The 12,216-nt window shown below is 56.6% G+C and carries 11 protein-coding genes; 7 read left to right on the top strand and 4 right to left on the bottom strand.

Annotated features, from left to right (window positions below):
• Positions 1–8 precede the first annotated feature (8 nt).
• Positions 9–602: a mannitol operon repressor MtlR gene (gene mtlR, locus IBT54_RS12445; RefSeq protein WP_013359627.1), complete on the top strand. Its 594-nt coding sequence runs from the start codon at positions 9–11 to the stop codon at positions 600–602.
• Between the two features lie 103 nt (positions 603–705).
• Positions 706–1,068: a YibL family ribosome-associated protein gene (locus IBT54_RS12440; RefSeq protein WP_013359626.1), complete on the top strand. Its 363-nt coding sequence runs from the start codon at positions 706–708 to the stop codon at positions 1,066–1,068.
• Positions 1,069–1,076: 8 nt separating this feature from the next.
• Here IBT54_RS12440 and IBT54_RS12435 read toward each other — a convergent pair whose 3' ends face one another.
• From IBT54_RS12435 to IBT54_RS12425, 3 genes are all read right to left on the bottom strand, one after another.
• Entirely contained in the window at positions 1,077–2,045 is a 969-nt protein-coding gene (locus IBT54_RS12435) for a VirK/YbjX family protein (protein ID WP_013359625.1), read from the bottom strand.
• 202 nt (positions 2,046–2,247) lie between these two features.
• Complete coding sequence (sodA, locus tag IBT54_RS12430) at positions 2,248–2,865, bottom strand: superoxide dismutase [Mn] (protein WP_013359624.1); 618 nt, start codon at positions 2,863–2,865, stop codon at positions 2,248–2,250.
• A gap of 282 nt (positions 2,866–3,147) precedes the next feature.
• Positions 3,148–4,488 (bottom strand): aspartate aminotransferase family protein, encoded by a 1,341-nt coding sequence (locus IBT54_RS12425; protein ID WP_013359622.1) that lies wholly within the window; start codon positions 4,486–4,488, stop codon positions 3,148–3,150.
• Positions 4,489–4,694: 206 nt separating this feature from the next.
• On the opposite strand from IBT54_RS12425, the gene IBT54_RS12420 reads away from it, so the two are divergent.
• A complete protein-coding gene (locus IBT54_RS12420; protein WP_095707679.1) occupies positions 4,695–5,471 on the top strand; it encodes a DeoR/GlpR family DNA-binding transcription regulator in 777 nt (258 codons plus the stop codon).
• Here the strand turns inward: IBT54_RS12420 and fdhD are convergent.
• Positions 5,468–6,292, bottom strand: a complete 825-nt coding sequence (gene fdhD / locus IBT54_RS12415; protein ID WP_033734696.1) for a formate dehydrogenase accessory sulfurtransferase FdhD — start codon at positions 6,290–6,292, stop codon at positions 5,468–5,470. The genes IBT54_RS12420 and fdhD overlap by 4 nt on opposite strands.
• Before the next feature lie 395 nt (positions 6,293–6,687).
• Here fdhD and fdnG point away from each other — a divergent pair, with 395 nt between their 5' ends.
• Genes fdnG through fdhE form a run of 4 tightly spaced genes read left to right on the top strand, consistent with a single transcriptional unit; the run spans position 6,688 to position 12,214 of the window.
• On the top strand, positions 6,688–9,738 hold the full coding sequence (gene fdnG, locus IBT54_RS12410; RefSeq protein ID WP_201252231.1) for a formate dehydrogenase-N subunit alpha: 3,051 nt from the start codon (positions 6,688–6,690) through the stop codon (positions 9,736–9,738).
• A 12-nt stretch (positions 9,739–9,750) separates the two neighbouring features.
• Positions 9,751–10,650, top strand: a complete 900-nt coding sequence (gene fdxH, locus IBT54_RS12405; protein ID WP_095706429.1) for a formate dehydrogenase subunit beta — start codon at positions 9,751–9,753, stop codon at positions 10,648–10,650.
• Positions 10,650–11,291 carry a formate dehydrogenase cytochrome b556 subunit gene (gene fdoI, locus IBT54_RS12400; RefSeq protein WP_201252230.1) on the top strand — a complete coding sequence of 214 codons (642 nt, stop codon included), beginning with the start codon at positions 10,650–10,652 and terminating at the stop codon, positions 11,289–11,291. Before fdxH ends, fdoI begins: the two co-directional genes overlap by 1 nt.
• Positions 11,291–12,214 carry a formate dehydrogenase accessory protein FdhE gene (gene fdhE, locus IBT54_RS12395; protein ID WP_033784387.1) on the top strand — a complete coding sequence of 308 codons (924 nt, stop codon included), beginning with the start codon at positions 11,291–11,293 and terminating at the stop codon, positions 12,212–12,214. The genes fdoI and fdhE overlap by 1 nt, the downstream gene beginning before the upstream one ends.
• Positions 12,215–12,216: the final 2 nt, after the last annotated feature.

Here is a 12,216-nt window from a genome sequence, read left to right as displayed (position 1 = left end):
TGTTAGTGATGCAAGCCGGGCGCAGTTCACCTGCGCCCGACGGCGGTATTGAACCCATGCAGGCAATAATGGAAGAGAAGCAGGCTTTTGAGAACCGGGTGCTTGAGCGCCTGAACGCCGGTCGTTCGGTGAGAAGCTTTCTGATCGCCGCCGTTGAGCTATTGGCTGAAGCCGTCAATCTGCTGGTGCTGCAGGTGTTTCGTAAAGATGACTATGCGGTGAAATATGCGGTAGAGCCGCTGCTGCTGGGCGATGGTCCTCTGGGCGAACTCTCGGTTCGCCTGAAGCTGATTTACGGACTTGGCGTCATCAGTCGCCACGAATATGAAGATGGTGAACTGCTGCTGGCGCTGCGCGAAGAGCTGAATCACGACAGCGGCGATTATCGTTTTACCGACGATGAGATCCTGGGCCCGTTTGGTGAGCTGCACTGCGTCACCGCCTGGCCACCTGCGCCGGTGTTTCACACCGACGATGCTGAGCTGCGCAGCATGCAGCAGCAGCGCTATCTGCAGATGGTGCGATCCACCATGGTCCTGTCGCTCACCGAGCTGATCGCCCGCATCAGTATGAAGCAGGCGTTTAAAAAGTCCGGTAGCTAATCCTGTCAGGCGTCATCACGACGCCTTTTTCGTCTTAACCTGGCCGGGAATATACGTCAGATTTGGTGTATCCTTGGCCTGTTTTCCTCAACGAGTTGTTGTCATGAAAGAGCAAGAAAAGAACGAAATTAAACTTCTCAGCGATAAGCTGGACGCACTGAACCGCAAAGAGCCGCAGTTACTGGAATCAGGTGATGTCGAGAAACTGGGCGCGTTGCTGAAAGAGAAAGAAGCGCTGGTCATTGAGATCGAGCGTCTGCGCGGTCAGCGGGTTGAAAAACTGAGTGCCGAAGCGCAGAAGCTGCAGAAGATGGGCTTCAGCCGCGAAATTACTAAAAAAGAGCAGGCAAATCTGGGTGCGCTGAAGAAAAGCGTGCGCGGCCTGGTGGTGGTGCATCCAATGACCGCGCTGGGACGTGAGATGGGTCTTAAAGCGATGACGGGCTTCGCTAAAACCGCATTCTGACGGGTCGATCAGGCAGCAGCCTGATCGACATCGGCTTTGCGTTCGCCGGCGGCGGCATAAACCTGCTCCGCCAGCGCATCCAGCAGTTCATAACGGCGGCGATACTCTGCCCGCTTCTTACTGGCAATCTCCTCCAGCGTTTTACGCGGCAGGCTCAGCGGCAGCGTAAACATCCCATCCCTGCGCGCTTCACCACTCAGCGACAGCCAGAATTCACTGTAGCTGGCAAAGAATTTATCCCCTTTGCTGTGGCGATAACGCAGGCTGCGAAATACATGGGTCTCATCGCCTACTGCCTGAATACTTTCCACGCCGCACTGCTTCGCCACAATAAATACCGCTTCCATTAACAGGCGTTTCGGGAAGAGACCGTGAGCCGCTTTGGTCGCCTCGCGGATCATCTCATTATTAATATGTTTCCGCGGCCCCTGTAATCCGCCAATTAATAAGGTGCGCTGGTTATTCTCGTTAAGAATCGAAAATGAGAGTGAAGCAATAATTTCGTCGTTATAACGCAATACCAGTGTCACTTCCCCTTCACGATCAAAATAACCGGAACTGCAGGAGAGTAAAAAAGCTTCGCCATTTTTTCCGGTCAGCGCGGCCAGCGGATTTTCTGAAGCGCTCTGCAGCAGCTGACGCAGCACAGGATTGTCGAGATTGTTCATCAGCGTGTAGTGGTCGAGAATCGCCTGCGCACGCGCAGCAATGCTCATGCCTGAACGCAGATAGGGCCGGTGCAGCTTGGCTGGCAGCAATCCCTGAGTGCTCATCAGCAACGGGAGTTGCGGCAGATGCGACAGTGCATCCAGATAATGCAGCGTGGTCAGCGGCGATATTAAGGTTCTTAACACAAATTTCAGACGAAAACGTTTACTGTTCCAGAGTTTATCCGGAATGTATTTGCCACTGATTAACTGGAAAAAAAGTGAAGCAGAGGATTCGGTCGTATTTTCGTGAGTAGTTATAATTGACATAGTCAGCGACACACAGTGAGTTAAGCAGGAATGTCACTGAACATAACATAGTCAATATCAACAGAAAGTTAATGTGGAATAACATTAAAACCGATAATTGACGATTTTCATTTCATTTTGGCAATGCACAAATTAAGGACAAAAAAAACCGGCGAAATAGATTTCACCGGTTTTATCTTCATTACGTTTACGTTTGGTTAACTTATTTAGCAGATGCGAAGCGGGCTGCCGCTTCGTCCCAGTTAACCACGTTCCAGAACGCTTTGATGTAGTCAGGGCGCTTGTTCTGATATTTCAGATAGTAAGCGTGTTCCCACACATCCAGACCGATGATCGGGAAGCCAGAAACGCCGGCAACCGCTTCACCCATCAGTGGGTTGTCCTGGTTTGCGGTTGAAACCACAGCCAGTTTGTCGCCTTTCTTAACCAGCCATGCCCAGCCAGAACCGAAACGGGTGGCGGCAGCTTTCTCAAACTCTTCCTGGAATTTTTCCACGCTACCGAAATCTTTCTCGATAGCCGCTTTCAGGTCGCCCTGCAGCGTGGTGCCGGTTTTCAGGCCTTTCCAGAACAGGCTGTGGTTAGCGTGGCCGCCAGCATTGTTACGCAGTGGGCCTTTTTTGTCTGCTGGCAGCTGATCCAGTTTGGTGATCAGCTCGTCTACCGGCAGATTAGCAAATTCAGTACCTTCCAGCGCTGCGTTCGCGTTGTTCACGTAGGTCTGGTGGTGTTTAGTATGATGGATCTCCATCGTCTGCTTGTCGAAATGCGGTTCCAGTGCGTCGTATGCGTAAGGCAGGGATGGCAGTGAATAACTCATGTTCTTCCTCTCCATTTAGTGTGAGCAGCACGACGAATTCGGGACGTGCCGCGTAAGCAGTCGAATCATTATAGTTAAATTCATGTAGCGTAAAAGGGTAATCAATGCCCTATTAACCATAAGGATTTGCGAAACCCGGCAAAAGCAACCCATTGTTTTTTCAGTGTGCTGCTGCTGACTCAGCCTTTTCTGACTTATCCGACAGCGCACGCGGCGCGCTTAAGCCAGGGCAGCAGCAAGCACGCTGCCTGCCCGGATGCCGCGTCTGCCCTGCCCTGTGCCTTACTGACCCAGCTCGCGCAGTGAGTTGTCGAGTGCGCCAACCAGCCAGTCGATGTCGCTTTCCTGGAAAGCCAATGGCGGACGCAGTTTCAGTACATTCCCATACGGGCCAGCGACCGAGGTCAGCACACGATGTTCACGCAGCTTCTCGATCAGGTTCAGCGCCAGGGTTTTATCCGGCGTTTTGCTGTGACGATCGGTGACCAGTTCAAAGCCGATAAACAGTCCGGCACCGCGCACGTCGCCCACGCACTCATAGCGATCCATCAGGGTCTGCAACTCCGCCAGCAGCTTCGCGCCGACCACGCGGCTGTGTTCCTGTAATCCCTCTTCGGTGATCACGTTCAGCACTGCCTGCGCCGCCGCCATCGCCACCGGATTACCACCAAAAGTATTGAAGTAGGGAATCGAGTCACTGAAGGCGGCCAGCACGTCGCTTTTTGCCAGCAGCCCGGACACCGGAATACCATTGCCCATCGGCTTACCGGTGGTAATCACATCAGGCACCACATCGTGGCGGCCAAAGCCCCAGAACGCATCGCCGGTACGGCCAAAGCCAGGCTGGACTTCATCAGCAATAAAGATACCGCCGTTGGCATGCACCACATCGACCGCCTTTTTCAGGAAGCCGCGCGGATTCGGCAGCACCCCGTCCGAAGAGAAGATCGAGTCCGCCAGGAAACCAGCAAATTTAATGCCATGCGCCGCCATATCATCAATCTGCTGCTGAATCTGATCAGCGAACCAGTCACCCAGGTCCGGCGCATCCACACGATACGCATCCGGTGGCATCACCAGCCGCGTGGTAGGTGCCAGCGGCTGTCCACTACCCAGCGCCGGAGAAGCGCCAGAGGTCAGCTCACTGGTGCCATGATAGGCCTCTTTACTGACGATAATTCCGGTACCGCCGCTGAAAGCGCGCGCCACGCGGATCGCCAGGTCATTGGCTTCCGACCCGGTGCACATGTACATCGCGCGATCGATCGCCGCAGGCGTGGTCGCCAGCAGCGCTTCGCTGTAGTCGAGTATATTTTCATGCAGGTAACGGGTGTGGGTGTTCAGCATTTTCATCTGCTGCGTCACCGCCTCAATCACGGCCGGATGGCAATGGCCGATGCTCGCCACGTTGTTGTAGACGTCGAGATATTTATCGCCCGCCGCGTCCCACAGATATTGCCCTTCACCCCGCACCAGATGAACCGGTTTGCGATAGAACAGGCGATAGGATTCGCCAAGCACTTTGCTGCGTTTATCGGTCAGTTTGCGCGTTTCGCTGTCGAGCGCATCAGCATGTTCGGCGCGGAAACTGTTGGTATCCATAATGGTGGAACGCGTGGCCATAATGACTCCCGTGACAAGGATGAAGGAGGAAGAGCTGACCCCTGTATCATGCCTGCCTGAATCTAAAATGCAACCAAATACACAAATACAATAAAACACACATGACGCTGGCCGATCCCCGCGCTAAGCTTCCCTCTGATTCAGACGGCATCTTTCGCGTCAGTGGCGTATCATCCGTGCTCTTCGCGCTTTATAAGGAAACCGCTATGCTGCAGGAAACGCGCCTTCATCGCATCCGTGCCTTACTGACCCGGCTTAATCAGGTCAGTACCGAACGTATCATCAGGGAGCTGGGGGTGTCTCGCGAAACCGCGCGCCGCGATATCATTGAGCTGGAAGCGTTGGGTCTGGCGCGTCGCGTTCACGGCGGATTAGTGGCGATTGAAACGGCGGCTGAACCGCCGCTGACACAACGCCGCAGTACGCAGACCCGCGAGAAGCGCGCCATCGCCCGCGCCGCTGCACAGTTGCTGCAGCCGGGACAGACGCTGTTTCTGGATGCGGGCAGCACTACTACCCTGCTGGCAGAGGAGCTGCACGCCCTTTCCGGCCTGACGATAGTCACCAATAGCCTGCAGGCCGCGCTGGCGCTGAGCGCCGGAGAAGAAGATCGGCCGCTGAATAACCAGATTATTTTGCTGGGCGGGATGATGTCAGCGGGTGCGCACCAGACGCGCGGCGAAATCACCGTAGGCGAGATCGTCCGCTATCGCGCCGACGTCGCGCTGCTGTCGCCGGTCGGCATTGAGGCGAATCGGGGTGCCAGCAGTTTTCATCCGCACGAAGCGGCCATTGCCAGAGCGATGGTGCAGCAATCTGCAGCCTGCTATCTGCTGGCCGATCACACCAAACTGGGCGTGGTCAGCCGCACGGTTTACGCGCCGCCGCAGACAATCTCTCTGCTGATTACCGACAGCGGCGGCGACAACGGTGCCGCCCTTGAAGCATTGCAGCAGACGCTGCCAGAAGTGATGGTGGTTTAACGCAGTCGCTGAGGATGGCTGTAGACCGTGGCGCGGCCAGGTTTACTGAAGCCGACCAGCGTCAGATTGCAGCGCTCAGCCACCTCAACCGCCAGGCGGGTCGCGGCTGAAACCGCGAACAGGATCTCGACGCCGCACATGGCGGACTTCTGCACCATTTCATAGCTGGCGCGGCTGGAGACCAGCACCGCACCCGGTCCCCACTCAGCCTGACTGCGATACCCCAGCAGCTTATCCAGCGCCACATGGCGACCCACATCTTCACACCCACCGGCCAGCTGGCCATCGGGCTGAATCCACGCGGCCGCATGGGTGCAGCCGGTTTTCTGTCCGACCGGCTGATAATCTTTCAGCTGGCCCAGCGCCCGATCCAGTTGCTCCAGCGCGAAGGTCTGGGTAAACGGCAGCGGAGAGAGCGGCTTGCCAATCTGATCCAGCTGTTCAACGCCACACACACCGCAGCCGGTCCGGCCTGCCAGCGCGCGACGCTGCGCTTTCAGCGCCATAAAACGGCGGCTGGAAAGCTCAATCTGAACCTCAATGCCGTCACAGCCCGGCACGATGTCCATGCCGAAAATGTCGCCCGGCGCGTCGATAATGCCCTCTGACAGCGAGAAGCCCAGCGCAAACGCCTCCAGATCTTTGGGCGTAGTCATCATCACCACGTGCGAGATGCCGTTATAGACCAGCGCCACCGGCACTTCATCCGCCAGCCAGTCATCCTGCGCATCAGTCAGGTCTTTACGCTGCCACACCTGCGTCCTGCTGACGCCGGCCTGAATTGTTAAATCTTCGCCTGAGTCAGGCTGGATAGCTTTCAAAAAGTATGACCTGTTGTTAATAAATTATGTAATTCAGTGCCCGAGTCGGCAGAGCACTGACGCGCTCTGATTCTGCCTTTTAGCCCCATTCAGCGCAAATAAACAGCGGGGCAATTCATGCGGTTTTCTCCCTCAAAAGGCGTAGCCGCGCCTGCTGGCGGACACAATGCGAATAGTTCTCTTTTACGCGTTAACATCAGTAAGCATAAAACAACAGTAATTATCTGCGCCGTCTGAAAATCTGCTTGCAGCACAAATACACCACCGAGGATTTTTAACAAAATTGAGAAAAAGAATTACTAATGACTAACGTGTTGACCCTGGTCAACTTACAGTCAACCAGGACTGCTATTTTGCAAGGCTTCGCAATGGAGCCAATAAAGAAGAACGATAAAATGCAGATTAACAGACGGAGTTTTTTCAAAATCTGTGCTGGCGGGCTGGCAGGCACCAGCGCGGCATTACTCGGTTTTGCCCCCACCACAGCGTTAGCCAGCGTCAGAGAATTCAAACTCATTCGTGCCAGAGAAACACGCAATAACTGCACCTACTGTTCAGTCGGTTGCGGCATGCTGATTTACAGCCTGGGCGATGGCGCAAAAAATGTCCGTGCCTCGATTTACCATATCGAAGGCGATCCTGACCATCCGGTCAGTCGCGGATCGCTCTGCCCGAAAGGCGCAGGCGTGCTCGACTTTATTCACAGCGAACAGCGTCTGAAATACCCGGAATACCGCGCTCCGGGTTCCGATAAATGGCAGCGCATCAGCTGGGATGAGGCGTTTGACCGCATTGCCCGTCTGATGAAGCAGGATCGCGATGCTCATTTCCAGACCACAAACGCCGCTGGCGTGACGGTAAACCGCTGGCCGACCACGTCGATGCTATGCTCTTCTGCCGCCAGTAATGAGACCGGCCTGCTCGATCAGAAATTTGCCCGGGCGCTGGGTATTCTGGCACTGGAAAATCAGGCGCGCCTGTGTCACGGACCGACCGTAGCGGCGCTGGCCCCGAGCTTTGGTCGCGGTGCGATGACCAATAACTGGAATGACATCAAAAACGCCAACGTGGTGATGATCATGGGCGGCAACCCCGCCGAGGCGCATCCGGTTGGCTTTAAATGGGTGATTGAAGCCAAAACCCATAACAATGCGCAGGTTATCGTGGTCGATCCGCGCTTTAACCGATCTGCAGCGGTCGCCGACTTCTACGCACCCCTGCGAGCAGGCAGCGACGTGGTGTTCCTGATGGGGGTGATCAACTATCTGCTGCAACACAATCAGATTCAGCAGGAGTATGTTCGCGCCTTCACCAACGCAGCACTGATTGTCAGCGAAGGCTTCAGCTTCAGCGACGGTTTGTTCAGCGGCTACGATGAGGAAACCCGTCAGTACGATCGCCAGAGCTGGCACTATGAGCTGGATGAAAACGGCCATGCGCGACGCGATGAGAGCTTCAGCCATCCACGCTGTGTACTGAACCTGCTGAAAACCCACGCCAGCCGTTACACCCCGGAAATGGTGACGCGGATGTGCGGCACTTCGCAGGACGCCTTTATTACGGTGTGCGAGCAGCTCGCCTCCACCTGCGTGCCTAATCGCACCGCAACCATCCTCTATGCGCTGGGCTGGACCCACCACACCAACGGTTCGCAGATTATCCGCACGGCGGCGATGATCCAGCTGCTGCTGGGCAACATCGGTATGCCAGGTGGCGGTATCAATGCGCTGCGCGGTCACTCCAACGTGCAGGGTTACACCGACCTCGGCCTGCTGGCGCAGAGCCTGCCGGGCTATCTGCCGCTGCCGTCCGAGAAGATGACCACGCTGGCGACTTACCTGCAACAGGCCACGCCGGTGGCGGCGCTGCCGGACCAGGTCAACTACTGGCAGAACACCGACAAGTTTTTCGTCAGCCTGATGAAGAGTTTCTATGGTGATAACGCCACGGCGGAGAATCAGTGGGGCTACGACTGGCTGCCGAAGTGGGACAAGGCTTATGACTGCATGGCGCAGGCGGAGATGATGGAGCAGGGCGCGCTGAACGGCTGCCTGATTCAGGGCTTCAACCTGCTGGCCGCCTTCCCGGACAAAAACAAAGCCGTTCGGGCCCTTTCGCATCTCAAATATATGGTGGTGATCGATCCGCTGCGCACGGAAACCGCCAGCTTCTGGCAGCATCATGACGAATTCAACGACGTCGATCCATCGACTATCCAGACCGAAGTATTCCGCCTGCCCTCCTCCTGCTTCGCCGAAGAGTCGGGTTCGGTGGCGAACTCGTCGCGCTGGCTGCAGTGGCACTGGGCAGCCGCCGAGCCACCTGCTGAAGCGCTGCACGACGGCAAAATCCTCGGCAATCTGTTTATGCGTCTGCGCGCGCTCTACCGCCTGGAAGGCGGTGCAGCCCCTGAGCCGCTGATGGCGATGCGCTGGGACTACCACGACCCGTTCAATCCTGAGCCGGAAGAGGTGGCGAAGGAGAACAACGGGCAGGCGCTGGCCGACATTTATGACGCCAGCGGCAAACTGCTGCTGAAAAAAGGTCAGCAGCTCAACGGCTTCTCTGAGCTGCGTAACGATGGCACCACTGCCAGCTCCTGCTGGATCTACAGCGGCATCTGGACGCCGGAAGGCAACCAGATGGCACGACGCGACAACGCCGATCCGTCGGGACTGGGGGCCGTCTCAGGCTGGGCCTGGGCCTGGCCCGCTAACCGCCGCATTCTTTATAACCGTGCCTCCGCGGATGCACAGGGTAAAGCCTGGGATCCGCAGCGCCGCCTGATTGAATGGGATGGCACACGCTGGCACGGCATCGACGTACCGGATTACCCGGTGACGCTGTCGCCGCAGAAGCAGGCCGGTCCGTTTATCATGCAGCCCGATGGTCTAGGCCACCTGTTTGCACTCGATAAAATGGCCGACGGCCCGTTCCCGGCACACTACGAACCGATGGAAAGTCCGCTCGCCGACAATCCCCTGCATCCGCAGCAGCGTCACAGTCCGGTGGTCCGTCTGTTCAGTAGCGACGCCGCGCAGCTGGGTGAGGCCGCCGACTATCCCTGCGTCGCCACCACCTACTCCATTACCGAGCTGTTCCGCCACTGGACCAAGCATGCCCTGCTGAATGCAATCGCGCAGCCGGAGCAGTTTGTCGAGATCGGCACTGAGCTGGCAGAGGAGAAAGGCATTCAGGCCGGAGACAGCGTCAAAGTCACGTCACGTCGAGGCTATATCAAAGCCAAAGCAGTGGTCACACGTCGTCTGCAGCGTCTGATGATTGACGGCAGGCCGGTTGATACCGTGGGCATTCCCTGTCACTGGGGCTTTGAAGGCACCACGCGTAAAGGTTTCCTCGCCAATACGCTGACGCCTTCGGTTGGCGACGCCAACTCGCAGACCCCGGAGTACAAGGGATTTTTAGTGAAAGTTGAAAAAGCGTAACGGCAGATGACTATGGCTTATCAATCACAAGATATTATCCGTCGCTCTGCGACCAATGGCTTTACCCCACCGCCGCAGGCGCGCGATCACCAGCGCGAAGTGGCGAAACTTATCGATGTCACCACCTGTATCGGCTGCAAAGGCTGCCAGGTCGCCTGCTCTGAGTGGAACGACATCCGCGATGAGGTCGGCCACAACATCGGGGTTTATGACAATCCCACCGACCTGACCGCCAAATCCTGGACGGTGATGCGCTTTTCCGAAGTCGAAGAGAACGGCAAGCTGGCCTGGCTGATTCGCAAAGATGGCTGCATGCACTGCGCCGATCCCGGCTGCCTGAAAGCCTGCCCGTCGGCAGGCGCCATCATTCAGTATGCCAACGGCATCGTCGATTTTCAGTCGGAGCAGTGCATCGGCTGCGGCTACTGCATCGCGGGATGCCCGTTCAACGTGCCACGGCTGAATAAAAAGGATAACCGCGCCTACAAATGCACCCTGTGCGTGGATCGCGTCAGCGTCGGTCAGGAACCCGCCTGTGTGAAGACCTGCCCGACCGGTGCCATCCATTTCGGCAGCAAAAGCGACATGCTGACGCTGGCGGAGGAACGTGTGGCGGAGCTGAAGTCACGCGGGTTTGCGCAGGCTGGCCTCTACAACCCGGAAGGCGTGGGCGGCACCCACGTGATGTATGTGCTGCATCATGCGGACAAGCCTCAGCTCTATCACGGCCTGCCTGCGAATCCGGGCATCAGCCCGACCGTGACCTTCTGGAAGGGGATCTGGAAACCGCTGGCAGCGGTCAGTTTTGCCGCGACGTTTGCCGCCTCAATCTTCCACTATGTTGGCGTTGGCCCGAATCGCGTCACTGAAGAGCACGACGACAACGACGATCAGCCTGAGGAGCATCAATAATGAAGAAACCCGATCATCTGGTGCGCTATCGCGCACCTGAACGCATCAATCACTGGATCGTCGCGATTTGCTTTGTCATGGCCGCGTTAAGCGGATTAGGGTTTTTCTTTCCGTCGTTTAACTGGCTGATGCAGATCTTTGGCACGCCACAACTGGCGCGTATTCTGCATCCTTTTGTCGGCGTGGTGATGTTTGTCGCTTTTATGCTGATGTTTTTACGTTACTGGAAACACAACCTGATTAATCGCGATGACCTTTACTGGGCCAGAAATATTCACCGGATTGCGCTGAACGAAGAGGTCGGTGATACCGGTAAATATAACTTTGGTCAGAAGTGTGTGTTCTGGGCTGCTATCATCAGCTTAGTATTGCTGCTTGCCAGCGGCATTGTGATCTGGCGACCATACTTTGCTGATGCCTTTGCCATTCCGCTGATTCGTCTGGCGCTGGTTGTGCATTCGGTGTCAGCGGTGGCGCTGATCATCGTCATTATAGTGCATATTTATGCTGCATTGTGGGTCAAAGGCACACTGACCGCGATGGTGGAAGGCTGGGTCAGCGCCGAATGGGCCAGACAGCATCATCCTCGATGGTACCGTGAGCAGCGTAATCCGCCAATAAAACAGGAAAAACGCCCCTGATGAGTATTCGCATAATCCCGCAGGACCAGCTGGAGAAAGGCGAAAAGACAACGGCGGAGATGATTCCGCCGTTACTTTTTCCACGGCTGAAAAATTTATACAGCCGTCGTGCCGCGCGACTGCGCGACCTGGCGGCGAAAAATCCACTCGGCGACTATCTGCGCTTTGCGGCGGTGATCGCTGAAGCGCAGGAGATTGTGCTGTATGACCATCCGCTGCACATCGACCTGCATGCCCGACTGACGCAGAGCGCCAGCGAGGGCAAGCCGCCGCTGAACATCCATACCCTGCCGCGCGATGCACACTGGCAACGGCTGCTGCACTCGCTGATTGCCGAGCTGAAACCGGAGATGAGCGGTCAGGCGCTGGCGGTGCTGGAGAATCTGGAGAAGGCGTCCGCCACCGAGCTGGAAACCCTGGCCAGCGCGCTGTTTACCGGCGAATATGCCCAGGTCAGCAGCGATAAAGCCCCCTTTGTCTGGGCGGCGCTTTCGCTCTACTGGGCGCAGATGGCAGCCCTGATCCCGGGCAAAGCACGCGCAGAGATGGGCGATCAGCGCCAGTTCTGTCCGGTCTGCGCCAGCATGCCGGTCGCCAGCGTAGTGCATATGGGCAGTCATGAAGGTGCGCGCTATCTGCACTGCAATCTGTGCGAAAGTGAATGGCACGTGGTGCGCAGCAAATGTACCCAGTGCGAACAGTCCCGCGATCTGCATTACTGGTCGCTCGACAGCGAGCATGCGGCGGTGAAGGCAGAGAGCTGCGGCGACTGCGGCACCTACCTGAAGATGCTCTATCAGGAGAAAGATCCGGCTATTGAACCGGTGGCCGATGACCTGGCGTCGCTGATACTCGATGCAAAAATGGAGCAGGAAGGCTTCGCACGCAGCAGTCTCAATCCCTTTATGTTTCCTGGCGAATAGTC

The organism is Pantoea sp. S62, assembly GCF_016658625.1.
GTDB lineage: Bacteria > Pseudomonadota > Gammaproteobacteria > Enterobacterales > Enterobacteriaceae > Pantoea > Pantoea vagans.
The sequence above is the reverse complement of the archived record's forward strand: the minus strand, read 5'-3'. Positions and strand labels throughout refer to the sequence as shown.